The following is a 25,157-nucleotide window of genomic DNA, read 5'->3' as shown; positions in this document are numbered from 1 at the left end:
AGAGTGCCGCCCATGCATGGACTGCACCTCACCGCCGACCTTCACGACTGCCAGTGCGAGCCGCACTGGCTGCTCGATGCCGAAGCACTCGGCGCGGCATGCCTCAAGGCGGTCGAGGCGGTCGGCCTGCAGGGCGTGGGGCGTCTCTTCCACACCTTTCCCGCCACGCCCGAGGGCCCGGGTGGCGTCACGGCCACCGTGCTGCTGGCCGAGTCGCACCTCTGCATCCATACCTGGCCGGAGCAGCGCGCCGTGACGCTGGATGTGTACGTCTGCAATTTCGGCGGCGACCACTCGGCCAAGGCGCACGCGCTGATGTCGGCGCTGCTCGCGCTGTTTCGGCCCGGCCATGCCGAGCGGCATGCGCTGGCGCGCGGCAGCCTTGCTGCGGTGAACGCGTGACGGCGAAGGCGATGATCCTCGCCGCAGGCCGGGGCGAGCGCATGCGGCCGCTGACCGATGTCACGCCCAAGCCCCTGCTGGAGGTGCGCGGCAAGCCGCTGATGCAGTGGCCGATGGAGGCGCTGGCGGCCGGAGGCTTCACCGAACTGGTGGTCAACACCGCCTGGCTGGGCGACCGGATTTCAAGCCATTTCGGCCCACAGCACACGCTGGAGGGGCATGGTGGACTGTCCATTTCATACTCCCACGAGGGCCGCGACTTCGGTGGCGCGCTCGAGACCGCCGGCGGCATCGTGCGTGCGCTGCCGTTGCTGGGCGAGGTTTTCTGGGTGGCGGCCGGCGATGTGTTCGCGCCCGACTTTCGCTTCACGCAAGAGGCCGTTACACGCTTTGCGGCAAGCGGGATGCTGGCCCACCTGTGGCTGGTGCCCAATCCCGCGCACAACCCGCGCGGCGATTTCGGGCTGTCGCCCGAAGGGCTTGCGCTCGACGATGCGCCGCAGCGACTTACCTTCTCGACCATCGGCCTGTACCGTGCGGCGCTCTTCGCACCGCCCTACACCGAGATTGCCGCGGGCAACCCGCAGGGCATCCGGGCTGCGCTGGCGCCGCTGTTGCGTGCGGCCATGAAAAAGGGCCTGGTGAGCGCAGAACGCTACCCAGGCCCTTGGACTGACGTCGGCACGCCGGAACGGCTGGCGGCGTTGAACCGCACCGTGCCGGACGAGCCGACTGCTATGCCTTAAGGCACGTTCGCACCGGCGACCCCGAAGGCCTTGCCCGGCAGCATCAGGCTGCCGCCGAACTCGAACGGTGCCGCGCCACCGCTGGCGTTGATCGTCGGGCAGCCGCCGTTGGTCTGCTGGCAGGCCGTGAAGCCCGGGTGCAGGTACAGCACGCCATAACGATAGTTGGAGATCGCCTTGCCGCTGTAGTCGGCGATCGAGATCACCGGCGCAAAGGTGCCGCCGCCTTCGTTGTCATCCGCCGAGATCGGGTCGATCAGGTTCTTGTCCTGCAGCGTGCGCTCGATGGCGCCGCTGTTGACATCGAGCCACTGGATCTTGCGCTCGCCCCGTGAGACGACGATCAGCTTGTTGTTGATGTCGTTGCCGGCATTGCCCACCGTGTTGCGGAAGTAGGTCAGGCCCGTCACGTTCTGCCCGATCGCCATGACGCCGGTTTCAGAAACTTCAGCGGGGGTGCCGGTCGCCGTAGGCGACAGGTAGTTGCCCAGCCCGAAGGTGTGCAGCACGCCGTCCTGCGTGGCGATCCACGCACGCGGCGTGTTCCACAAGGTGGCCTTCACCGCCGTTGGCGAGTTTCCGAAGCTGACGGTCTTGATGATCTTCGGCATCTGCTCGGCTGTGTTGTCAAAGGTGAACGGCCACTGGTTGGCAGCCTGCCCCACATTCTTGGTCTGGTTGAAGTCGCTCAACGCGCCGAAGTACATCTTCTTGTAGTACGCGAACAGCGGCTTCAGGTCGATGAACGTGGCCTTGCGCTCGGACTTCGAGATCACCACCGCCACACCGGTCTTCGCATACGCGTTGACGTTGCCACCGCTGATGAAGCTCTGGCGGTTGCTCTCGGTGCTCAGGTTCAGGTGGTCGCGGTCGGCGGTGGTCTGGCCATAGCCGGTCCACGGGTTCACGCCGGTGGTGGCGCTGATCTCCGTGGGCGCCTTCATGTCGGGCAGCTCGATGTAGCCCACCACCTTCATGAACGCGTAGTTGCCCAGGTTCTGCAGCCCCGGGTAGGTCGCGTTCCATTCACCCCAGAAGGTCTCCTTGGTCGGCTGCGCCGGCGTGCAGCTGTTGCACAGGCCCGCCAGTGCGATGACGGCCACGCGTCCGCGCACGTTGACGGTGTCCCACACGGTGACCAGCGCAAACTCGCCGCTGTTGGTGACGGCCACGCCCGTGGGCACCATGCCGGCGTCCAGTTGGGTGGTGACCTGGTTCAGCGCGTTGTTGCTGCCGCGCGCATTGGCGATCAGGCCGCTCTGGTAGGCCACGATGCCTTGCACGCACCAGCCGGGACGGCCTGCGCAGCGAGCCATCGCGACCGGGTTGTTGGCTGCCAGGCCCTGCGCCTTGAAGTTGGCCGCGTTCGGGTCGACGATGCCGTCCGGATAGATCCAGCTGATCTCGGGCTTCTGCGACAGCGCGTTGTTGCCCGCCGCAAGCTGCTGGTACACCGACACGCCCGGGCTCGTTGCCGGGTTGTCGGCGACGAAGGCCGCGTTCGCCATGTCCGAGAAATACCAATCCGCGCTGTCCGTGACAGGGCCACCGACCTGCCAGCTGGTGCGGGTGCCATCGCCTGCGAGTGGTTGCTGGGATCTTGTGAACACGTTGTCCGGCCGCTTGTAGTACTGCGTGCTGACGCTGACGGTCGACGGCGAACCGTAGCGGTAGGTAATGCCCGCGTCCTTGCTCAACAGCGGCGCCATGGCGCGGTAGGAGGCGGGGATCACATTGAGCGACGAGTCGACGATATCGCCGGCGCTGGGTGCGGGTGCAGGCGCGGGTGCCGGTGCAGGCGCTGGAGCGGGCGCAGGGGCCGGTGCCGGCGCGGCGCCGACCGTGTAGCACGCCTTCAGCGTTTGCGGCGCCGGATCGCTGCCGAAGAAGGCGTTGCTGCAGGTGCCAGTGCCAGAGACGGTCTGCTGGACCATGCGGGTGCCGGAGCCGTACTGCACGACCGTCGCGGCAGCGAGCGTGAACGACTGGCCTTCATCGGCGATCTTGGCGCCGGCGACCGGTGCGGGCGCAGGCGCCGGTGCGGGCGCAGGGGCGGGAGCGGGAGCCGGGGCTGGCGCGGGCGCCGGTGCGGCACTCACCACATCGCATTCCTTGATCGTCTGCGGCGCGGGATCGCTGCCAAAGAAGGCGTTGCTGCAGGTGGCCGTGCCCGTGACCGTCTTGGTGACCCAGCGGGTACCCGAGCCGTATTGCACGAGCGTTGCGCTGGAGACCGTGAAGCTCTGGTTCTCTCCCGCCAGGCGGGCACCCGCTACGGGTGCCGGTGCGGGCGCGGGGGCAGGCGCTGGAGCCGGTGCTGGCGCCGGTGCCGCAGCGGTTTGCACGAAACAGCCCTTGATCGTCATCGGCGCCGGATCTCCGAACTCCGCATTGGTGCACTCGACGGTGCCCGACAGCGTCTTGCTGGCCCAGCCGGCATCCGAGCCGTACTGCACGACCTTGGCGGACGCGAGCGTGAAGGTTTCGTTCTCGGAGGCCACCTGTGTCCAGCTTGCGTCGAGCGCCTTGCGCAGGACGGCGTCCTGCTTGCCGGATGCAGTGGTGTCCTGCGCTGCTGCTGCAGTGGTCGCGGAGGGGTCCGCCGCTTTCTCTGCGCCCAGCGAAAGGCCGCTGCCAGAGCCAAGGCCGGAGCCGGAACTGCCGCCCCCGCAACTTGCCAAAAATGCCGCTGCAGCCACGCAGGTCACGGTTCTCAAAATATGCATGTATTCACCAATGAAAAGGTTGAGCGCTACACCGCCGTCGCCAGCGGTCGTATGCGACCACCCGCGACGACTTCCGGCGCGCGCCGGGATCGTCAGGAAGGGGAGAGAAAGATCAGGGCACGTTGCTGCCGGCGAGCATGAACGCCTTGCCGGGCAGAGCCAGGCTGCCGCCGAACTCGAACGGCGCGGCGCCGCCACTGGCATTGATGGTCGGGCAACCTCCCGCAGTCTGCTGGCAGGCCGCGAAGCCCGGGTGCAGGTACAGCACGCCATAGCGGTAGTTGGAGATTGCCTTGCCGTTGTAGTCGGCGATCGAGATCACCGGCGCATAGGTGCCGCCGCCCTCGTTGTCGTCCGCCGTGATCGGGTCGATCAGGTTCTTGTCCTGCAGCGTGCGTTCGACCGCGCCGCTATTGACATCCACCCAGGTGACCTTGCGCTCGCCCCGCGAGACGACGATCAGCTTGTTGTTGATGTCGTTGCCGGCATTGCCCACCGTGTTGCGGAAGTAGGTCAGGCCCGTGGGATTTGCACCGATGCCACCGAAGCTGCCGGTTTCGACCACTTCCGAGGCCGTGCCGGTCGCGGTCGGCGACAGGTAGTTGCCGAGGCCGAAGGTGTGCAGCACGCCGTCTTGCGTAGCGATCCACGCACGCGGCGTGTTCCACAGGCTGGCCTTCACCGCCGTGGGTGCATTGGCCAGGCTCACCGTCTTGATGATCGTGGGCACCTGCTCGGCTGTGTTGGCGAAGGTGAACGGCCACTGGTTGGCAGCCTGCCCCACGTTCTTGGTCTGGTTGAAGTCGCTCAGCGTGCCGAAGTACATCTTCTTGTAGTACGCGAACAGCGGCTTCAGGTCGATGAACGTGGCCTTGCGCTCGGACTTCGAGATCACCACCGCCACACCGGTCTTGGCATACGCGTTGACGTTGCCGCCACTGATGAAGCTCTGGCGATTGCTCTCGGTGCTCAGATTCAGGCTGTCGCGGTCGGCGGTGGTCTGGCCATAGCCGGTCCACGGGTTCACGCCGGTGGTGGCGCTGATCTCCGTGGGCGCTTTCATGTCGGGCAGCTCGATGTAGCCCACCACCTTCATGAACGCGTAGTTGCCCAGGTTCTGCAGCCCCGGGTAGGTCGCGTTCCATTCACCCCAGAAGGTTTCCTTGGCCGGCTGCGCCGGCGTGCAGCTGTTGCACAGACCCGCCAGTGCGATGACGGCCACGCGGCCACGCACGTTGACGCTGTCCCACACGGTGACCAGCGCAAACTCGCCGCTGTTGGTGACGGCCACGCCCGTGGGCACCATGCCGGCTTCCAGCTGGGTGGTGACCTGGTTCAGCGCGTTGTTGCTGCCGCGCGCATTGGCGATCAGGCCGCTCTGGTAGGCCACGATGCCTTGCACGCACCAGCCGGGACGGCCCGCGCAGCGACCCATCGCCACCGGGTTGTTGGCGGCCAGGCCCTGCGCCTTGAAGTTGGCCGCGTTCGGATCGACGATGCCCTCCGGATAGATCCAGCTGACCTCGGGCCGCTGCGACAGCACGTTGTTGCCCGCCGCAAGCTGCTGGTACACCGACACGCCCGGACTCGTTGCCGGGTTGTCGGCGACGAAGGCCGCGTTCGCCATGATCGAGAAGTACCAATCCGCGCTGACCGTGGGAGGGCCGCCGACCTGCCAGTGCGTGCGGGTGCCATTGCCCGCGAGCGGCTGCTGCGCGGCGGTGAACTCGATGTCCGCCCGCTTGAAATACTCGGTGCCGACGCTGGCGGTCGACGCCGAGCCGTAGCGGTAGGCAATGCCCGCGTCCTTGCTCAGTTGCGGCGCCATGGCCTTGTAGGATTCCGGGGAGATGGTGAACGACGTGTCGGCGATGTCGTTCGGCTGCGCCGGGCCCGCGACGACGCCGCCCGTGCCCGTCGATCCGGTTCCGGTGCTCGTCCCGGTGGCCGCCGTCGTGCCGGCCAGCCCTAGCGCGCTGAAGCCGCCGCCACCGCCACCACCGCCTCCACCCCCACAACCCACGAGTGCTATCGCTGCAACCCATGGCAGGATTGCCGTGTTTATGACTTTCAATGTGCTCATCCTCTGATTGACTTGTGCGGTTTTTACATGCATGACTATCGTTGGGGCAATGTTTCTTTCAAATCCTTTCGGGATGTGCTGCGACGCAACAAGCGCTTGTTACATAGCTGTGGCATCGTGCGGGGATGACCTCAACCCTCTACGAAAATCGCCGCGCCCGCTTGGCCACGCAACTGGGTCGCGACGGAATCGCCGTCATTCCGACCGCGGCTGAACGCGCCCGCAACCGCGACAGCGACTTCCTTTATCGACACGACAGTTACTTTTACTACCTCACCGGTTTTGCCGAGCCGAACGCCTGGCTGGTGCTGACCGGCGACGGAAATTCGACGTTGTTTTGTGCGCCGAAGGACCTGGAACGCGAGATCTGGGACGGCTATCGCCTGGGCCCCGAGGCGGCGCCCGCAGCCCTCGGGGTCGACCAGGCTTTCGCGGCCGGCGAACTCGACAGCCAGCTGCCCAAGCTGCTCGAGAACCGCGCCACCGTCTGGTATCCCTTTGCCACGCACAAGGGGCTGGAGTCGCGCATCGACGGCTGGCTGTCGTCGGTGCGGGCCCGCGTGCGCTACGGCGCGCTGTGCCCCGACGAGCAGCGCGACCTGTGCGGCCCGCTCGACGAGATGCGGCTTGTAAAGGACGCGCACGAGCAGGACGTGATGCGCCGCGCGGCACAGATCAGCGCGCGCGCTCACATCCGCGCAATGAAAGTGAGCGCTCGCATGCTGCGCGAGGGCAAGGATGTGCGCGAGTACCACCTCGACGCCGAACTGCTGCACGAATTCCGCCTCGGCGGCTCCCAGTGCCCGGCCTACGGCTCGATCGTGGCGGCCGGTGCCAATGCCTGCGTGCTGCACTACCGTGCCGATGCGGCACCGGTGCGCGCCGGGGAACTGGTGCTGATCGACGCCGGCTGCGAGCTCGACGGCTACGCGAGCGACATCACGCGCACCTTTCCGGCCAACGGCAAGTTCAGCGGCCCGCAGCGCGTGCTGTACGACCTGGTGCTCGCCAGCCAGGAAGCGGCGGTGGCGGCCACCAGGGCCGGTGCCCGCTTTACCGACCCGCACGATGCGACGGTGCGCGTGCTGGCGCAGGGCATGCTGGACGTGGGCCTGCTCGACGCCGACAAGGTCGGCGGTGTCGACGACGTGATCGAGCAGCGTGCCTACTTCCCGTTCTACATGCACCGCACCGGGCACTGGCTCGGCATGGACGTGCACGACTGCGGCAGCTATGTGGAGCCGACGCAGGTCGGCGAGGTGAGCGAACGCAAGGATCCGTTGTCGAACGAGATCATCAAGAACCGCCCCAGCCGCATCCTGCATCCCGGCATGGCGCTGACCATCGAACCCGGCATCTATGTGCGGCCGGGCGAGGGCGTGCCGGAGGAGTTCCACAACATCGGCATCCGCATCGAGGACGACGCGATCGTCACGGCCAGCGGCTGCGAGCTCATTTCGCGCGGCGTGCCGGTGAAGGCGGACGAGATCGAAGCGCTGATGCGCTGAGCCGGCGCCGCATGTCCGACCGCATCTCGATGATCATCCCCAACCAGTCGGGCGGGGTGATGGACTATGTTGCCACCATGACCGCGCAGCTCGGCGGCGACGCGCGCACGCTGGTGTTCGACCCGGCCCGGGACATGGGCGTAGACGGCGACAGCGTGCTGCTGCACTACAGCGGCTACGGCTACGGCCGCTACGGTGCACCGCTGCACCTGCTGGCCTGGGTGCGCCGCAACCGGCCGCGCATGAAGCGCTTCGGCGTGTTCTTCCACGAGACCCATGCGCAGAGCAGCTCGCCGCTGTCGTCGGTGTTCTGGGTGTCGCCGGTGCAGCGCTTCATCGCGACGCAGCTGGCCAGGCATGCCGACTGCTGGATCTCCAACATCGAGGTGTCCACCGACTGGCTGCAGGCCCGGGCCGGCGGGGTGCCGCATGTGCGGCTGCCGATCTATTCGAGCGTGGGCGAGTTGGCCGAGCTGCCGCCTATGCGCGACAAGTCGCTGCTGGTGTTCGGCAGCGAGCCGCTGCGCGCCTCCACCTGGCGCGAGGCAGGTGAGCCGCTGTTCCGATGGGCCACCGCCAACGGCGTCGCGCTGCACGATATCGGCTCGACGATCCACGACGCCGACATCGCGGCCTTGCTGCAGGCGCAAGGCGTCACGCTGCACGGCCGACTGCCGGTGGAGCGCATCCATGCGCTGATGCGCTCGGCGACCTTCGGCATGGTGGCCTACTCGCCGCACTGCGTGGCCAAGAGCAGCGTGTTCGGCGCCTATTGCGCGCACGGGCTGGTGCCGGTGCTGCTGTCGGGCAACACGGGAACCTACGACGGCCTGGCGAGCGGCACGAACTACCTGCACGGGGTGCCCGCCGCAGACCCGGCGCCGGCCGACCTGAAGCGCATCTCGCGCGCGGCCTTCGACTGGTACCAGGGCCATTCGGTCGCCGCGTCCGTCACCGCCATCGACGCATTGCTGCGCCCGCAAGCCGTTCAGCGCTGAACGGCAAGCCCGGCCAGGTGCCCGCGCGTGAACGCTTCCTCGAAGATCGAATAGCCCGACCAGTCGGCGTGCGCGAATGCAAGCCGCCCCACAGATGGCGCCTGCGCGCCAAGCCGGCGCAGCAGTCCGGGTGTCGGCATCGCCATCGCGTGGCCGTAGCGCGTGATGTCGATGCGCGTCGCCTGCGTGCGCAGATCGGCGTGCGGCAGCGACAGCTCGGCCAGCAGTTCGTCGCGCCAGCCGCTCCAGGGGCGCTCGAGCAGCAGTCGGCGCCCGTCGCCCGTGTCGTGGCGACTGGGGCCCAGCGGCCGGTACCAGGTCAGCACGGTCGGGCCGGGGGTCGGGTCGAGCGTCTGGTGGCGCGCGTCGACATAGCCCAGGCCGCGCGTGCCGTACACCACGTTGTCCCAGCTGGGCGCGGCGCCGGGGCGGTCGGCCAGCGGTGCGCGCAGGTGCACGTTGGCGACCAGCCAGGGCGCGTACGCCACGTGTGCGGCCGCGTTGCGCAAAGCCGGCGGCGGCGACTCGACCACCCGCGCGGCGATGAACACCGGCAGCGCGACGATGCAGCGCTCGGCCTGCCAGCGCACCAGCGACTTCGACGTCACGTCGAACACGTCGACCTCGACCCCCTCGCGCGTCTCGGCAATGCGCGTGACGACCTGGCCGCAGCGGAGTCGATCACCGAGCGGCTGTGCGAGCCGGCGTGCCAGCCAGCCGTTGCCCTCGGGCCAGGTGAGGACCGCATCGCGCTCCTCGCTGCCATCACCCGGAGCATGAAAGCCGTGACGGCTCGCGAAATAGTGGATGCCGGCCCAGGCCGACACATGCGCCGCATCGGCGCCGTAGTCGTCGCGGCAGCAGTAGTCCAGATACCAGCGCAGGTGCGGTTCGTCGAAGCCTTCGCGATCGAGCCAGTCCGCGAACGTCACCGCGTCGAGCGCCAGCAACGTGGGCGAGAGCGGCGCATGCAAAGTGGGAATGACGAAGCGCGCCGCAGCCTGCAACGCCTCGATGCGCTGGCCGAACAGGCGGTACTGCGCCAGCGCTGTGGCACCGACACCCTGCACCGGCAGCAGGCCTTCGTGCCATTCGTCCTCGAAAAAAATGCGCTCCTGCGGGCTGTGGCACAGATGGCGTTCGTTGTACTGCCAGCGTCCGGCCACACGCTGGCGCAGGCCGAATTCCTCCAGCAGATCCTGCACTTCGGGCGCATCGTCGCCCGGCACCGGCAGGTAGTGCGCGCCGAGCGGGCAGGCGATGCCGCCCACCACACCGCCGCGGCTGTTGCCGCCGGCCGTGTCTTCGAGTTCGAGCAGCACGAAGTCCTCGACCCCGGACTGGCGCAGCGCGCGCGCCGCTGCCAGCCCCGCAATACCGCCACCCGCGATCACCGCGCGGGTACGGCGCACCTGCGCCGGCGGCTTCGCGCGCAACGCGCCATCGCGCAGCGCGTGCCCGCGCGCGATATCGATGCCGGTAAAGCCCCCCGTGATCTCGGCCGCCGGTGGGCTGCAGCCCCCCAGCGCGAATGCCCCCGCCGTGGCGCCAACAAAGTCGCGCCGTCTCATGCCATGCCGGGAACACCGCAGAACCGGCTTTGCCGGGCTGCTGGTGTTGCCCCCTGCAAGGGGGTTGGCGCAGCGACACGAAGTGCGCGAAGACTGGGGGTGTGCGTAGTCAATGCGCCACCACCTTGCCCCATTCCTGCTCGTAGGTGGTGACCAGAACCTGGTTCGAGAGGCGGTTCACTTCGGTCGGAACCCGCGCCATGTCCTTGGGAAAATCGAACAACAGCGGCAGTGTCTTTGCCGTCAGGAAGCGCAAGCCGTCGGGCAATGCGTCGGGCTGCCGGTAAGGCCTGCGGCTCGCGATGATGAAGCCCCATTCGCCGAAGCTCGGCACATGCGCGTGGTAGGGCGTCGCCAGCAAGCCCACCGATTCGATCGTGGTGGCGACTGTCCAGAAACTGCGGCGCGCGACCAAGGGCGAGGTGGTCTGGATCACGGCGTAGCCGCTGGCCGACAGGCGCTTTTCGAGCAAGGCGTAGAAGGCGCTGGTGTAGAGCTTGCCGATCGCGAAGTTGGTCGGGTCGGGGAAGTCGACCACGATCACGTCGAAGGTATCGTCGGCCCCCAGGCGGCCCTGCTGCAGCCACTGGAACGCATCGGTATTGACGATCTTCAGCTTCGGCGATTTCAGCGCACCGCCGTTCAGCGCCGACAAGGTTTCGTGCGTGCTGAACAGGGTCGTCATGTTCGGATCGAGCTCGACCAGCGTGACCTGCTCGACCGACGGGTACTTGAGGATCTCGCGCACCGCCATGCCGTCGCCGCCACCGAGCACCGCGACTTTCTTCGGTGCGCCCTGCGCGGCCATCACCGGGTGCACCAGCGCCTCGTGGTAGCGGTACTCGTCGCGCTCGGCGAACTGCAGGTTGCCGTTCAGGAACAAGCGGTGCCCAAGCTGGCCGCGCGTGACCACGATGCGTTGGTACGGCGAACTCGCGCTGAACACGATGCGGTCCTGGTAGAACTTGTCTTCGGCCACGGTCGTGATGCGTTCCGCACCGGCGAAGGCCGCGCCGATGGCGGCCAGCGTTAGCAGGCAGGCCAGCGCATGAACGCCGACGCGCCGCAGCTCGTGGCGGAACAGCCAGAGCGCCCACAACGCCACCGCTGCGTTCATGAAGCCGAACAGCAAACCGGTACGGATCATGCCGAGCTGCGGCACCAGCAGCAGCGGGAACGCGATCGACACCGCGAGCGCGCCGAGGTAGTCGAAGGTGAGCACCTGCGACACCAGATCCTTCAACTGCACGTTGCGCTTGAGGATGCGCATCACCAGCGGGATCTCCAGCCCGACCAGCGCGCCAACCACCATCACCAGGCCATACAGCAGCGGTCGGAACGCGCCCGGAACCCAGGCGTTGGCAAGGAACAGGATGGCGGGCAAGGTGCCGCCGACCAGCGCCACCAGCAGTTCGATGCGCAGAAAGTGCGCCGGTAACTGGCGCTCGAAGTAGCGCGAGAGCCAGGAGCCCACGCCCATCGCGAACAGGTAGGTGCCGATGATGGTGCTGAACTGCAGCACCGAGTCGCCGAGCAGGTAGGAGCTCAGCGCCGCCGCGGTCAGCTCGTACACCAGACCGCAGGCCGCGATGACGAACACGCTGGCCAGCAGCGCGATTTCGACCGGCCGCGCGCCCACGGCCCGCGCGGGCGGAGAGACGACGCTCACAGCGTCAATGGATCGCCGCTGCGACGATGACGCAGATGCCGAGGCTCATGGCCGCGACCACGAGGCCGAGCGCCACGTTCTGCTTCTCGACGATCTCGCCCCACAGGTCGTAGGGCGTGATCTTGTCGATGATCAGGAAGCAGAGCCAGAAGATCACGACGCCGATCAGCGCGTACACGAGGGAGCCGAGGACCACGCCCGGTTTCAGCCATTCAAATCCCATGATGAGGACCTCCAGTCAAAGTTGATTCAGTTTGCACTCAGTCATCGCACAATGCGCGCGCTCCAAAACTGGCGCCGCCAAGTCCGGGGGGGTCATTTGTGCCCGCCGCCACTCGAGTAGCCGCCGGACGAGCCGCCCGAACTGCGGTAGCCGCTGCCCGACGAGCTGCTGCAGGTGCTCAGGATGATCAGCAGGACGATGATCACCACCACGATCAGGATGATGGTGCCGCAGCCCAGGCCGGACGCGGCGCTCAGCGGTGCCGCATCGTTGCGCTTGAACATCTCCTTCTTCGCGTCGAGCTTGAACGCGGTGGCGACGGCGGCGCTGTCGAGCTTGTCCCCGGACGACCAGGTCAACTCGCTGGCCGAGCGCTCCATCGACAGCAGCGACTTGCCCGCCGCGAAGTCGCGGTTGAAGGTTTTCTGGCCGCGCTCGACCTTCCAGTAGAACTCGCCGGCCACGTAGGTGGTTTCGGCGTTGTAGGCGTACTGCTGCTGGTAGCTCTTGCCGAGGTAGGCGGCGGTGGTCGCATTGCTGCTGGCCAGGGTCGGTGCACCCGTGGTCGGCTTGACCATGCTCCAGCCGTCTTCGGCATCGACCAGGAAGCTGAAGCCGCGCTTCTTGTTGTAGAGCAGGTATTCGTCCCAGCCGAAGTGCTCGTCGTCGCCGGGTTCGGCCCCCATGCGGTGCTGGAAGCCGACCACCTGCCATGCCACGCCCTGCAGCTGGCCCAGGGTGCCGAGCGGAATCAGCGGGCGCACCGGCTCGTCCTGCTCGGCATGCTTGAGCTCGCCGCCGATGCCCTGGGTCAGGTCGATGATGCTGTTGCAGCTCGCGCAGGTGATGCTCTTGCTGTTCTCGAAGTTGACCGTGACCGGCGCGCCGCAATTGGGGCAGGCGAAGCCGCGGCCTTTCTCGTCCTTGGCCGATTCGTCGCGCAGGCCGGTGAGCTGCAGGTCTTCGAGCTGCACCGCGCGGCCGAGGTAGGCGCCGGGCGGACTGGTGTCGTAGTCGAGGCTGAGCACCAGGCCGTTGTCGCTGCGAAGTTCGACCACGGTGAACGGCTTGCCGAGTTCCGGCAGCCGCGGCAGTTCACCCTGGGCCGACAGCAGCGACACCAGTTCGCTCGAAGCCACCGTGTAGTTCTGGCCGTTGAAGGCGGTCGTGGCGCCGACGCGCAACTCGCCGGCCGGAGGCGCGGGCCGCTGCAATTCGAGCGGCAGCGAGAAGACGTAGGCGCCGTTGTCCTCGCTCAGCGTGCCGGTGCGGTCGCCGTCGAGCGCAGCGATCCACTCCGTCCAGCGCCCGCCCGGGTAGCTGTACTGCAGCCGGCCGACCAGCGTGAAGGGCTTGTCCTGGATGCGGCCGGCGGCAAACAGCTGCAGCGGGCTGAAGTCGTCGAACAGCTCGGCCATCTTGCCCACGCGCGCCAGGGTGTCGCCCTGCCGCACCACGGTGCTCTGGCAGTAGGGGCAGACGGCAAAGGTCGATTGGGCCGAACGGAACTCGACCGGCGCGCCGCAGCCGGGGCAGGGCGCGCGGTAGGCGCGTTGGGGGGCCTCAGCCATGGCAGCGAGGAACGACGGCTGCAGACATCGGGAATACCGTGGAACCGGCTACGCCGGGCCACAGGTATTGCCCCCTGCAAGGGGGAAGGAGAAGCGACACGAAGTGCGCGAAGCCTGGGGGTTAGACCAACTTCTTGAGCAGGTCGGCCTTCTTGGCGTCGAACTCTTCCTGCGTGAGGATGCCCTTGGCCTTGAGCTCGCCGAGCTTTTCGAGCGTGGTCATGACGTCGGCAGCGCTCACCACGGCCACTGCGGGCTGGGCCGCGGCCGCCGCAGCAGCAGCCGCTGCGTTGTTGTTCGGGTTCAGCCCCTGCGCCAGGTTCTGCGCCATTACCTGACCGAGCGCCACGCCGGCCCCCAGGCCCATCGCGTCGCCTGCGATGCCGCTGCCGTGGCCCGCGCCTTCGGCGAACTTCGGAATCGCCTGCGCCGTCTGGTACTGCATGAACTTGCCCATGTCGTTGCCGACCATGCCCATGCCGATTTTCTGGTCGAGGATCTTCTGCAGCTCTTCGGGCAGCGAGACGTTCTGTACCGTGATGCTTTCGAGCTTGATGCCGATCTTGGCGAACTCGGGCACCAGCTGGGTGGCCAGCGCCGTCGCGAACTGGATCTGGTTGGCCGCGAGATCGAGGAACGGCACGCCGCTGGCGGCGATGGCATTGCTGATGTTCTGCAGCACCAGACCGCGCAGCTGGCCGTCGAGGTCGGCCACGCTGTAGATGTCGCGCGTGCCCGAGATCTCGGTGTGGAACAGCTTCGCATCGCCGATGCGGAAGCTGTAGTTGCCGAAGGCGCGCAGCCGCACCGCGCCGAAGTCCTTGTCGCGGATCGTGATCGGCTGGGGCGTGCCCCACTTCTGGTCGACCTGCTGGCGCGTGCTGAAGAAGTAGACGTCGCTCTTGAACGGGGACTCGAACAGCTTGTCCCAGTTCTTCAGGTAGGTGAGCACCGGCAGCGTCTGCGTCGTGAGCTTGTACATGCCGGGGCCGAACACGTCGGCCACCTTGCCCTCGTTGACGAACACCGCAACCTGGGACTCGCGCACCGTGAGCGAGGCGCCGTTCTGGATTTCCATCTCGGCCATCGGGAAACGCCAGGCCAGTGTGCCGTCGCCGGTCTCGGTCCACTGGATGATGTCGATGAACTGCTTCTTGATGAAATCCATCAGGGCCATGGCTTCTCCTCGTCAGGTTGTTCTGGGCGGGGGCATATTGCCACATTGGCGCCGGCCTTCGCCGGCTTTTTGGCGGCCGGGCAGGCCGGCCATGCAGCCTATGCCGCCAGGCCCCGGGTCTACAATCGCGCCCCCTACAACAGTGTCGCGGACGCGCCATTCGACGCGCGCCAGCGACAGCCGGAGCCAGTTGCCCATGTCCGATTCCGCCTCGACCACCACTGCCCCCAGCGCCGAAGACAAGCGCGCCGAACTGCGCCTCGCGGCGCTCGAGTACCACGAGTTTCCGGTGCCCGGCAAGATCGCCATCGCGGCGACCAAGCAGATGGTGAACCAGCGCGATCTGTCGCTGGCCTACTCGCCCGGCGTGGCAGCGCCCTGCGAGGAGATCGTCAAGGATCCGCTCAACGCCTTCAAGTACACGTCCCGGGGCAATCTGGTGGGCGTCATCACCAACGGCACTGCGGTGCTCGGCCTCGGCGACATCGGCCCGCTGGCCTCCAAGCCGGTGATGGAAGGCAAGGGCGTGCTGTTCAAGAAGTTCGCCGGCGTCGATGTGTTCGACATCGAGATCGACGAGAAGGATCCGGTCAAGCTGGTCGAGGTGATCGCCGCGCTGGAGCCGACCTTCGGCGCGATCAACCTCGAGGACATCAAGGCGCCGGACTGCTTCTACGTGGAGCGCGAACTGCGCAAGCGCATGAAGATTCCGGTGTTCCACGATGACCAGCACGGCACGGCCATCACGGTGGCGGCGGCGATGGTCAACGGTCTCAAGGTCGCTGGCAAGGACATCGCCAAGGTCAAGCTCGTCACCTCGGGCGCCGGCGCCGCGGCGCTGGCCTGCCTGAACCTGCTGCTCAAGGTCGGCCTGAAGCGCGAGAACGTCTACGTGACCGATCTGGCCGGCGTGGTCTACGAAGGCCGCGAAGAGCTCATGGACGACGACAAGCGCCAGTACATGCAAAAGACCGACCTGCGCAAGCTGGCCGAAGTGATCGAGGGCGCGGACGTGTTCCTCGGCCTCTCGGCCGGCGGCGTGCTGAAGCCGGCGATGGTGGCGAAGATGGCGCCCAACCCGGTGATCTTTGCGCTGGCCAATCCCAATCCCGAGATCGCGCCCGAAGACGCGCACGCGGTGCGCGGCGACGTCATCATGGCCACCGGCCGCACCGACTACCCGAACCAGGTCAACAACGTCCTGTGTTTCCCGTACATCTTCCGCGGCGCACTCGATTGCGGCGCCACCACGATCACCGACGAGATGGAAATCGCTGCGGTGCATGCGATTGCCGACCTGGCCCAGGCCGAGCAGAGCGAGCGTGTGGCGGCCGCCTATGTCGGCGAGAAGCTGAGCTTCGGCCCCGAATACCTGATTCCGAAGCCGTTCGATCCGCGGCTCATGATGAAGATCGCGCCGGCCGTGGCCAAGGCCGCCGAAGACAGCGGTGTGGCGACCCGGCCGATCAAGGATCTGGACGCCTACCGCGACCGCCTGCAGAGCTTCGTCTACGCGTCGGGCACGACGATGAAACCCATCTTCGATGCCGCCAAACGCGCCAGCAAGAAGCGCGTGGCTTTTGCCGAAGGCGAAGAGGAGCGCGTGCTGCGCGCAGTGCAGATCGTGGTCGACGAGGGCATTGCCCGGCCGACGCTGATCGGCCGCCCGGCCATCATCGCGGCGCGCATCGAAAAGTTCGGCCTGCGCCTGAAGGAAGAGCTCGACTACGACATCGTCAACGTTGAGCAGGATCACCGCTACCGCGATTTCTGGCAGACCTACCACCGCATGACCGAGCGCAAGGGCCAGACCGTGCAAACGGCCAAGATCGAGATGCGGCGCCGCCTGACGCTGATCGGGTCGATGCTGCTGCACAAGGGCGAGGTCGACGGCCTGATCTGCGGCACCTGGGGCACCACCCAGACGCACCTGCACTACATCGACCAGGTGATCGGCAAGCGCGCCGGCGGCTGCGAAAGCACGCCGCAGGACGTGCCGGTGTATGCCTGCATGAACGGCCTGCTGCTGCCCGATCGCCAGATCTTCCTGGTCGACACCCATGTCAACTACGACCCGACCCCGGAAGAGCTGGCCGAGATCACCACCATGGCGGCCGAGGAAATGATGCGCTTCGGCCTGAAGCCGAAGGCCGCGCTGCTGTCGCATTCGAACTTCGGCACCAGCGAGCAGCCCAGCGCGATCAAGATGCGCAAGACGCTGGCGCTGCTGCGCGAACAGGCGCCGTGGCTCGAGGTCGACGGCGAAATGCACGGCGACGTGGCGCTCGATGGCAAGCAGCGCGCCATCGTGATGCCGCACAGCGCGCTGGCGGGCAACGCCAACCTGCTGGTGTTCCCGAACATCGACGCGGCCAATATTTCCTACAACCTGCTGAAAACGGCGGCAGGCGGAAATATTGCGATCGGGCCGGTGCTGCTCGGCGCGGCCAAACCTGTGCATATTCTCACCGCCAGTGCAACAGTTCGCCGCATCGTGAACATGACGGCACTCACCGTTGCGGATGCCAACGCCGATCGCTGAGCGTTTTCCCGACAGCAATCGCTAACTTCGCTGCGAGGGACCGCCCTCTTCGCCCTGCCCATTCCTTGGGCAGGCGCTTGCTATTTGGGCAAGGCTGGTGCACACTCACGGGCTTGAATTTGCGGGTTAACCCCAAGGTTGATCCCTGATTCGGCTCCGCTCTTTTTCCTTCTGGTGCTCCATGGTGGCTAACGCCCCGAACACGTCCCCTTTTTCCAGTTTTGCGATCACCGGCTTGTTGCTGGTGGCGTTGAGCACCGGAGTTCAGGCTCGTGAGTGGTTCGGCACCAAAGCCGGGCAGCCGGTTCGGGAATCGATTGCGTTGACCGAACTGCCGGTGCAAGGGCAGAAAACCTACGCGGCCATTTTGAACGGTGGTTCCTTCCGACATGAAAAAGACGGCTCGGTGTTCGGCAACCGCGAACAACTGCTGCCGCGGGAACGGCGTGGCCACTACCGTGAATACACGGTCGATACCCCCGGTTCGCGTGATCGCGGTGCGCGGCGCATCGTCTGTGGTGGCGAACGCACGACACCGGTGGCCTGCTGGTATACGGCCGACCACTACGCGAGCTTTCGGCGGATCGTGCCATGAGCAGCGATGAACTCGATTGGAGCGGCGCCCCGAAGCGCCTGGAAAAAATGACGACGACAACCATGGAAAGACCAGCGGAGATGACCTTATCCCTTCGTGCCGTGCGACCGAACATCGTGCAGTCGATTCGCGCCTTCCGCGTGAGCGACCTGCAGGAAGCGGCGCATTCGGCGGGCCAGCACTTTCTGTATGCCAATCTGGGCAACGCCCAGACCAAGCAGGACGTGCTCGACCTGATCGCCCAGCAGTTCACCTTTCCGGCGCACTTCGGCAAGAACTTCGATGCGCTGTACGACTGCATGACCGACCCGTTGCACAAATCGGGCCCGCAGCCCGGCTTCGTGATCGTGCTCGAGCAGATCCCGGCCAATGCCAAGTTCGACAAGGAAGCCCGCGAGCAGCTGCTCGACATCTTCCGCGACGCCTCCGACTACTGGGGAGACCGGAAGATACCGTTCAGGTGCTTCTATTCTTTTCTGTAGCCCGTTCTGCACACACCAGCCAAGCAGAACGGGCGAACGAGGCTTCGCAGGGCACAGACGTGCTCTCGGGTATCGACTTGAACGCCGATCCCAACGCCGAGAAAATGCCGACCGACAAGTTGGTCGACGTCTCGCCACTGGCGCTGCGCATGAGCAGCCCTTTCAACGCCGGCTACTGGCTGGCCGCCGCTTAACTGTTGCTCGCCCCCAGGCTGCGCGGCACTTCGTGTCCGCTTCGCCAACCCCCTGCCGGGGGCGGCGCCAGTCGACCGGCGAAGCCGGTTCGACGGCGCCTCACGAACAGAAAAAAGCCCGTCGATGACGGGCTTTTTTCATTTCAGCGTCGGGTTGTTGGGGGGACGGCTTGTGCCAGCGCCACGTACTCGGCCACGGGCACTTCTTCCGCCCGGCGCTGGACATCGAAGCTGCCGGCAAAGCCGTGTGTCTCCAGCCATTTGCCGAGCGTGTGCCGCATGATCTTGCGGCGCTGGCTGAAGGCGACCTGCACGATCTCGCCCAGGCGCGCCGCATCGACCACTGGCGGCTCGGCCAGCGGCACCATGCGCACCACGGCGCTGTCGACCCGCGGCGGCGGCTCGAAGCTCTCGGGCGGCACGAACAGCACGTTTTCCATCGCATAGCGCCACTGCAGCATCACGCTGAGCCGGCTGTAGTCGGAAGTGGCCGGGCGCGCCACCATGCGGTCGATCACTTCCTTCTGCAGCATGAAGTGCTGGTCGGCGATGAGGTGCGCAGAGCCGAGCAGGTGAAAGAGGATCGGCGTCGAGATGTTGTAGGGCAGGTTGCCCACCACGCGCAACGGGGCCGGCGCCTTCTGTGCCGCGAGGGCTGCAAAGTCGACCCTGAGCACGTCGGACTCGATCACCTCCAGTTGCGCATGGGCGCGCAGGCGCGCCGCCAGGTCGCGGTCGAGTTCGATCACGGTGAGGTGGCCGAGCCGTTCGACCAACGGCTGCGTAAGGGCGGCCAGCCCGGGCCCGATCTCGACCATCGCATCGCCCGGCTGTGGCGCTATCGCCTGCACGATCGCGTCGATGATGCCGCCGTCGGACAGGAAATGCTGGCCGAAGCGCTTGCGCGCGATGTGCTTCAAGACTGCGGCGGTTCGCGGAACTCGACAAACGCGCGGGCGCGGACTTCCTGCGACCAGGTGTCGAAGGCTTCGTCAAGACGCTTCTCGCGCAGCGCGTTGCGCGCGGCTTCGCGCTGTTCGGCTGGCGTGAGCTTGCTTTCGCGCCGGCCCTCGACCTGGATCAGGTGCACGCCGAAACGCGACACCACCGGATCGCTGATCTGGCCCGGCGCAAGGCGGTTCATGGCATCCTCGAATTCGGGCACGAACTGGCCCGAACGCGACCAGCCGAGTTCGCCGCCATCCTTGGCGCTGGCATCCTGCGAGTTGTCGCGTGCCAGCCCTGCAAAGTCGGCCGTGCCGCCCTGGATGCGGCGCTTGAACTCCGCCAGCTTGGCCACTGCCTGCTCGTTGCTGAGGCGCGCATCGGTGCGCAACAGGATGTGGCGCACCTGGGTTTGCGTGACGGTGGCATCCGACGCGCCGGCCTGCACCTTGGCCAGCACCTTGAGCACATGGAAGCCCGCACCCGAGCGCACCGGACCGGCCACGCCGTTCACCGGGGTCGACGCCGTCGCTTCGACGAACAGGGGCGGGTAGCGTTCGGCGTTGCGCAATCCCAGCGCACCGCCGTTGGCCTTGTCGGGCGAGTCGGACAGTTCGGTGGCGAGCTTGGCGAAATCCTCGCCACTGCGCGCACGTTGCGCGATGCCCTGGGCCTTTTGCTGCAGCGTGGCGACCTGCGCGTCGCTGGCGCCCTCTGGCACGGCCACCATGATTTGCGCGATGTTGATGTCGGGTGCCAGCGCGGCATTGGGCGAGGTGCGCTGGTCGCGCAGGAACTGCTCGACTTCGAGGTCGCTGATCTTCACGCGCGGCTCCACCTCGCGCTCGCGCAAACGCGTGAGCAGCAGCTGGTTGCGCAGGTCTCGGCGGAACTCCACCTGCGTCAGGCCCTCGGCCGCCACCCGCTTGCGCAACTCTTCCACCGTGAGCTGGTTCTGCCGCGCCACGGTCTGCTCGGCCTGATCGACCGCCACATCGTCGACCTTGATGTTCTGTTCCTTGGCAACCTGCAACTGGGCGCGTTCACCGATCAGGCGTTCGAGCACCATCGAATTCAGTTCAGGGCGCGAGATCTTGCCGGCCTCGGCCGGGTTCTGCTCGATGATGCGCGCCACCCGCTGCTGCACGTCGGAATTGGTGATCGGTTCGGAATTGACCAGTGCCACGATGTACTCGGCGGCACGTTGCGTCGTGGGTGCTGCGGGCGCACGTGGCGCCGGCGGCACCGCGCCGAAACGCTGGGGCGCCCGCATGATGTCGGTGATGCCGCGGCTGGCGGTGCTCGCGGTATTGGGGCGGGAGCCTTGCGCCTGCGCGCCGGACGCCGCGGCCAGTGCCGCAACGACGGCCAGGGTGAGGGTGGAGCGAAGGTGTTTCATGGCGAAGATGCTCAGTCGTAATTGGTAAAGCGGCTGGGGCCGGGAACCGGCTGGCGCAGCGGCGTGTAGCGCGGGATGTTGGTTCGCAAGGTCTGCATCGGGCTGGAACCGACGCTCGAAAAGCCGACGAACTCGAGTTGGAACATGATGCGCTTGTTGGCTGTGACCTGGCCGGTGGTCAGACGTTCCAGCACCACGCGCGCGATGTAGCAGCAGCCGTCGTATTCGACGCCGACCACGGCGTCAGTCAGCTTGCGGTCGATCATGCTGTAGTTGAGCCGGCCCACCGAATACCAACGCCCACCGCCCTGGCCCTTGCCGGGGCCGAGATCCTTGCCCTTGTCACCCCACAGGTCGTTCAGCGGCCACTGCCAGCCGATATCGATCGACTTGTTGCCGTCGCCCGCGCCCACGCTCGAATCGGCCTGGAAGCGGTAGGCCGCGCTGATGGTGCGGTAGGGCCCCGGGCTGTAGCGCACACCGACGGTGTTGCGCGTCGAGGTCTGGGTGTCGGGGTTGTACTGGATCGTCGTGTCGACGCTCCACTTTGGCGTCCAGTTGATCTGGGCGCCGAGCAGCAGGTCGCTGACCCGGTCGGTCACCGGTGCAACGCCGGGCAGCTGGACCTTCTGATCGGCGAACCGGAGCCGCTGCGCGATGCCGAAGCGGGCTGCCTCGGCGCCGGTGTCCGGATCGATCAGGCGAGAAGTGACGCCCAGCGTGAGCAGGTTGTTGTCGGCAATGCGGTCGTTGCCCGAGAACGCGTTTTCGGTATAGATCGTGGCGAAGTTGAAATCGTTCGCCGCGGTGTCGTACACCGGAATGACGCTCTGGTTGCGGTAGGGCGTGTAGACGTAGAACGCGCGTGGCTCGAGGGTCTGGCGGAACGAGCGGCCGAAGAAGCTTGCGTCACGCTCGAAGATCAGGCCGCTGTCGAGGCTGAAGGTCGGCACCGTGCTGCTGGCCGAGCTGGCGCCGGTGGAAAGCGGCGCATCGAACTGGTAGGCGCGGGTGTGCAGCTGGAGCTTCGGAATGATGAAGGTGCCGGGCGTCAGGAACGGCCGACTGATCGCCGCCAGCGCGTAGACCCGCTCGGCATTGGGCTGGAGCTGCACCAACGGGTCGCCACTGAAGCGCGTGTAGTCGGTGTTGAGCGTGATGTCGAAGCCGTGCCAGTCGTACTTGTTGTAGTTGGCGGTGATCTGCGGCAGGCGGTCGTAGGGCGGCGTGATCGGCGACAGGTCGTACTTGAGCGTCTGGTACTGCAAGGCGCGCGCCTGGCCGCTCCAGTCACCCTTGCTCCAGTTGAGCGATGCCTCGCTCGCGAGCAGGCGCTGGGTGAGCGACGGCGTGCGTGTGAAGTCGCGCCAGTAATCGTCGTCGCTCACGCGGTTGAGGCTGAGCGAAGCGCTCAGCGAATCGAGGCCGAAAGGCTTAGGGTCGAAGGTCTGGGAGTGGTGGGCCCAGATGCCCCAGCGGTCGCGGCTGCGCAGCGTGTCGCTCGGCATGTAGTCGAACCGGATCTCGCCGCTGTAGCCCTTTTCGAGATAGCGGAAATCGTTGCTCAGGTTCACGCCGCGCTTGCTCATCACCGTCGGGGTGAAGGTGGCATCGCGGTTCGGTGCGATGTTCCAGTAGTACGGCTGCGTGACCTCGATGCCGTTGATGTTGTCGACCCCGATCGTCGGCGGCAGGAAACCGCTCTTGCGCGCGCTGCTGAGCGGAAAGCTCAGGCTCGGAAAGGGCGGTGTGCTCAGGCCCATGAAAGTGAGCTGCGCGTTCTCGGCCACGCCGACGTTTTCTTCGGTGTCGGTGTTGAGCGTGGTCGCACTCAGCATCCAGGCCGGCACCCAGCCCGGAAAATCTTCGCGCCGGCAGGTGGTGTAGGTGGCCTGCCGCGCAATCGAGCGGGACTCGTCGACGAAGTCGATGCGCTGCGCGTCGCCGTGGCCGCCGGTGGCGAGAAAGCGGTAGCGCACATTGTTGAAGAAGCCTTCGAAGCTCTCGACCTTGAGTTCGAGTTCCGGCCCCTCGTACACATTGCCGGCCTGGTTCACGCGCACGTGGCCGGTGGCCTTGGCAAGATCGCCGGGCTGGTCGTATTCGAGCCGGTCGGCGTTGATCACGGTGTCGCCGCGGCGCAGCGAGGCATTGCCGGTGACCACGGTTTCCAGATCGGGCCGGCCCGTGATCTTGTCGCCGGTGATGAAGCTCGACTGCTCGCCGCGCATCGTTTTTGGCAGCGTTTCCTGCAGCTGGGGGGTGCGCTTGAGTGTCAGCGGCGCATCGAAGTCTGCGCCCTGTGCTGCGGCGCCATGGGCATGCAGCAACGCGAGCGAAAGCACAGCCAGCGGCAGCGGAGGGCGGCACCGGCGCCGGGTAGCGCGGGTCAGATCAGGCATCGGCACAGGCAACAAGAAGGTCGGGCAAGAGCGGCGCAGCGCGGCCGGAGGGGGCAAGGGGTCGGCCGGAGCCGGCTTGCATTTGTAGAATCGATTATCCATGACAGCACCCCCGCCACCGGCCGCCGGCCTCGCCCCGCCCATCTCCTGGAGCGACCCGGCCCGCGCCGTGGCGTTCGAACGCTGGCTGACGGCCATCGCGCCGGCCCAGCGGCTGCTGCCCGAATCGGTGCGGCTGGCGTCGGCCGACGCCAGCTTCCGGCGCTATTTTCGCGTCGACAGCAACGATGTCGCAGTGGGCACCCGGATCGTGATGGACGCGCCTCCAGACAAGGAAAACAGCGCTCCCTTTGTGCAGGTCGCGCAACTGATGGCCGAGGCGGGTGTCAAGGCCCCGCAGGTGCTCGACTGGCACCAGGCCGACGGCTTCCTGCTGCTGGACGACCTCGGCACGCAGACCCTGCTCGACGTGATCGACCCGGCCCGGCCCGAGGCGAACCTACCGCACTACCTGGAGGCAATCGACGCACTGATCCGCTGGCAGCTCGCGTCCAAGCCTGGCGTGCTGCCGCCCTACGACCGGGCGCTGCTCGAGCGTGAGCTGTCGCTGTTTCCAGAGTGGTATCTGGGCAAGTACCGCGGCGTCGCGGTCGAGGGCATGCTGAAGGAGCGGCTTGACCGGGCGTTCCGCCAGATCGTCGAAACCAACCTCGCGTCGGCCAGCGTGTACGTGCACCGCGACTACATGCCGCGCAACCTGATGGTCGGCGCCGACGGCGGGCTGGGCGTGCTCGATTTCCAGGACGCGACCTATGGCCCGATCAGCTACGACATTGCCAGCCTGCTGCGCGACGCCTTCCTGAGCTGGGACGAGGAGTTCGTGCTCGACGTCACCGTGCGTTACTGGGAAGCGGCGCGCCGCGCGAAGCTGCCGGTGGACGACGACTTCGGCAGCTTCTACCGTGCGGTGGAATGGATGGGCCTGCAGCGCCATCTGAAGGTGGCCGGCATCTTCGCGCGGCTGACGCTGCGCGATGGCAAGCCCAAATACCTGGCCGACACGCCGCGCTTCATCCGCTACATCCGCACCACCGCCGCGCGCTATGCGCAGCTCACGCCGCTGCTGCGCGTGATCGACGAAGTCGAAGGCACTGCCGACGCAACCGGTTTCGCATTCGGACGGGTCTGAATCCGCCGATGCCACGCTTCCACTGTTCCGTGCCGCTGTCGGCCGGCGTCGCGCTGACGCTGCCGCCGGGCGCGGCGCGTCACGTACAGGTGCTGCGGCTGCAGCCTGGCGGCGAGATCACGCTGTTCGATGGCGCTGGCGGCGAATACGCCGCGACGGTCGAACGCATGGGCCGCAGCGAGGTCACGGTGCAGGTCGGGGCACACGACCCGGTCGAACGTGAAGCGCCGCGGGCGGTGCAGCTCGCGGTCGGCATGCCGACCAACGAGCGCATGGACTGGCTGGTCGAAAAAGCCACCGAACTCGGCGCGGCGGTGATCCAGCCGCTGGTGACCGCGCACGGGGTGTTGCGGCTCTCTGGCGAGCGCGCGGACAAGAAGGTCGCGCACTGGCAGGCGGTGGCCATCGCCTCGTGCGAGCAATGCGGCCGCAACCGCGTTCCACAGGTGCTGCCGGTGCGCTCGCTGAACGAATGGCTCGGCGCACTGCCGAGCGCCGATGCCGGGGAAGCACGCAGCGTGCTGAGTTTTGCGCCGGGCGCGCGCGCCGCCTCGGCGCTGGCCGCCGCCGGGCCGCAACAACGCTTCACGGTGCTCAGCGGCCCCGAAGGCGGCCTCAGTGCCGCCGAAGAAGAAGCAGCGCTGCGCAGCGGCTTTGCGCCGCTCACGCTCGGCCCGCGCGTGCTGCGGGCCGAGACGGCGGCGCTCGCCGCCCTGGTCGCGCTCGCGGGGTAAG

The 25,157-nt window shown here is 66.8% G+C and carries 20 protein-coding genes; 10 read left to right on the top strand and 10 right to left on the bottom strand.

The window, feature by feature from the left end; genetic code table 11:
• The first annotated feature begins 12 nt into the window (after positions 1-12).
• Together QTI05_RS09935 and QTI05_RS09930 are read left to right on the top strand one after the other, a co-directional pair.
• The gene (locus QTI05_RS09935) at positions 13-402 is read left to right on the top strand and encodes an S-adenosylmethionine decarboxylase family protein (RefSeq protein WP_286624203.1); all 390 of its coding nucleotides are present in this window, start codon (positions 13-15) and stop codon (positions 400-402) included.
• An 11-nt stretch (positions 403-413) separates the two neighbouring features.
• The gene (locus QTI05_RS09930; RefSeq protein WP_286624202.1) at positions 414-1,148 is read left to right on the top strand and encodes a nucleotidyltransferase family protein; all 735 of its coding nucleotides are present in this window, start codon (positions 414-416) and stop codon (positions 1,146-1,148) included.
• Here the strand turns inward: QTI05_RS09930 and QTI05_RS09925 are convergent.
• The gene (locus QTI05_RS09925) at positions 1,145-3,874 is read right to left on the bottom strand and encodes a hypothetical protein (protein WP_286624201.1); all 2,730 of its coding nucleotides are present in this window, start codon (positions 3,872-3,874) and stop codon (positions 1,145-1,147) included. The two genes, QTI05_RS09930 and QTI05_RS09925, sit on opposite strands and share 4 nt — an antisense overlap.
• Before the next feature lie 112 nt (positions 3,875-3,986).
• A complete protein-coding gene (locus QTI05_RS09920) occupies positions 3,987-5,948 on the bottom strand; it encodes a hypothetical protein (protein ID WP_286624199.1) in 1,962 nt (653 codons plus the stop codon).
• Positions 5,949-6,082: 134 nt separating this feature from the next.
• On the opposite strand from QTI05_RS09920, the gene QTI05_RS09915 reads away from it, so the two are divergent.
• On the top strand, positions 6,083-7,465 hold the full coding sequence (locus QTI05_RS09915) for an aminopeptidase P N-terminal domain-containing protein (protein ID WP_286540395.1): 1,383 nt from the start codon (positions 6,083-6,085) through the stop codon (positions 7,463-7,465).
• 11 nt (positions 7,466-7,476) lie between these two features.
• Positions 7,477-8,463: a hypothetical protein gene (locus tag QTI05_RS09910; RefSeq protein WP_286624197.1), complete on the top strand. Its 987-nt coding sequence runs from the start codon at positions 7,477-7,479 to the stop codon at positions 8,461-8,463.
• On the opposite strand, the gene QTI05_RS09905 is transcribed toward QTI05_RS09910, so the two are convergent.
• From QTI05_RS09905 to QTI05_RS09885, 5 genes are all read right to left on the bottom strand, one after another.
• Positions 8,454-10,034, bottom strand: coding sequence for an FAD-dependent oxidoreductase (locus QTI05_RS09905; protein WP_286624195.1), 1,581 nt, complete (start codon positions 10,032-10,034; stop codon positions 8,454-8,456). The genes QTI05_RS09910 and QTI05_RS09905 overlap by 10 nt on opposite strands.
• Before the next feature lie 109 nt (positions 10,035-10,143).
• Positions 10,144-11,703 carry a polyamine aminopropyltransferase gene (locus QTI05_RS09900; RefSeq protein ID WP_286624193.1) on the bottom strand — a complete coding sequence of 520 codons (1,560 nt, stop codon included), beginning with the start codon at positions 11,701-11,703 and terminating at the stop codon, positions 10,144-10,146.
• 4 nt (positions 11,704-11,707) lie between these two features.
• Positions 11,708-11,926, bottom strand: a complete 219-nt coding sequence (locus QTI05_RS09895; RefSeq protein WP_286540400.1) for a DUF350 domain-containing protein — start codon at positions 11,924-11,926, stop codon at positions 11,708-11,710.
• Positions 11,927-12,018: 92 nt separating this feature from the next.
• Positions 12,019-13,497, bottom strand: a complete 1,479-nt coding sequence (locus QTI05_RS09890) for a DUF4178 domain-containing protein (RefSeq protein ID WP_286624192.1) — start codon at positions 13,495-13,497, stop codon at positions 12,019-12,021.
• Between the two features lie 121 nt (positions 13,498-13,618).
• Positions 13,619-14,674 carry an SPFH domain-containing protein gene (locus QTI05_RS09885; protein WP_286540402.1) on the bottom strand — a complete coding sequence of 352 codons (1,056 nt, stop codon included), beginning with the start codon at positions 14,672-14,674 and terminating at the stop codon, positions 13,619-13,621.
• 196 nt (positions 14,675-14,870) lie between these two features.
• Between QTI05_RS09885 and QTI05_RS09880 the strand changes: the two genes are divergently transcribed.
• From QTI05_RS09880 to QTI05_RS09865, 4 genes are all read left to right on the top strand, one after another.
• A complete protein-coding gene (locus tag QTI05_RS09880) occupies positions 14,871-17,216 on the top strand; it encodes an NADP-dependent malic enzyme (protein ID WP_286624190.1) in 2,346 nt (781 codons plus the stop codon).
• Between the two features lie 181 nt (positions 17,217-17,397).
• Positions 17,398-17,811 carry a guanyl-specific ribonuclease gene (locus QTI05_RS09875; protein ID WP_286540406.1) on the top strand — a complete coding sequence of 138 codons (414 nt, stop codon included), beginning with the start codon at positions 17,398-17,400 and terminating at the stop codon, positions 17,809-17,811.
• A 62-nt stretch (positions 17,812-17,873) separates the two neighbouring features.
• Positions 17,874-18,293 (top strand): barstar family protein, encoded by a 420-nt coding sequence (locus QTI05_RS09870; protein WP_435479206.1) that lies wholly within the window; start codon positions 17,874-17,876, stop codon positions 18,291-18,293.
• Positions 18,294-18,352: 59 nt separating this feature from the next.
• Positions 18,353-18,487: a hypothetical protein gene (locus QTI05_RS09865; protein WP_286657804.1), complete on the top strand. Its 135-nt coding sequence runs from the start codon at positions 18,353-18,355 to the stop codon at positions 18,485-18,487.
• Positions 18,488-18,630: 143 nt separating this feature from the next.
• Here the strand turns inward: QTI05_RS09865 and rsmA are convergent, their stop codons facing one another.
• Genes rsmA through QTI05_RS09850 form a run of 3 tightly spaced genes read right to left on the bottom strand, consistent with a single transcriptional unit; the run spans position 18,631 to position 23,233 of the window.
• Positions 18,631-19,407 (bottom strand): 16S rRNA (adenine(1518)-N(6)/adenine(1519)-N(6))-dimethyltransferase RsmA, encoded by a 777-nt coding sequence (gene rsmA, locus QTI05_RS09860; protein ID WP_286624188.1) that lies wholly within the window; start codon positions 19,405-19,407, stop codon positions 18,631-18,633.
• Positions 19,404-20,831 carry a peptidylprolyl isomerase gene (locus tag QTI05_RS09855; protein ID WP_286624186.1) on the bottom strand — a complete coding sequence of 476 codons (1,428 nt, stop codon included), beginning with the start codon at positions 20,829-20,831 and terminating at the stop codon, positions 19,404-19,406. Before QTI05_RS09855 ends, rsmA begins: the two co-directional genes overlap by 4 nt.
• An 11-nt stretch (positions 20,832-20,842) precedes the next feature.
• The gene (locus QTI05_RS09850) at positions 20,843-23,233 is read right to left on the bottom strand and encodes an LPS-assembly protein LptD (protein ID WP_286624185.1); all 2,391 of its coding nucleotides are present in this window, start codon (positions 23,231-23,233) and stop codon (positions 20,843-20,845) included.
• 100 nt (positions 23,234-23,333) lie between these two features.
• Here QTI05_RS09850 and QTI05_RS09845 point away from each other — a divergent pair, with 100 nt between their 5' ends.
• The gene (locus QTI05_RS09845; protein WP_286624183.1) at positions 23,334-24,422 is read left to right on the top strand and encodes an aminoglycoside phosphotransferase family protein; all 1,089 of its coding nucleotides are present in this window, start codon (positions 23,334-23,336) and stop codon (positions 24,420-24,422) included.
• Between the two features lie 8 nt (positions 24,423-24,430).
• Positions 24,431-25,156, top strand: a complete 726-nt coding sequence (locus QTI05_RS09840; RefSeq protein WP_286624180.1) for a 16S rRNA (uracil(1498)-N(3))-methyltransferase — start codon at positions 24,431-24,433, stop codon at positions 25,154-25,156.
• The last annotated feature ends 1 nt before the right edge of the window (position 25,157 follow it).

Origin of the sequence: Variovorax fucosicus (assembly GCF_030316825.1) — a bacterium.
In the GTDB taxonomy this organism is placed as follows: domain Bacteria; phylum Pseudomonadota; class Gammaproteobacteria; order Burkholderiales; family Burkholderiaceae_C; genus Variovorax; species Variovorax fucosicus.
The sequence above is the reverse complement of the archived record's forward strand: the minus strand, read 5'-3'. Positions and strand labels throughout refer to the sequence as shown.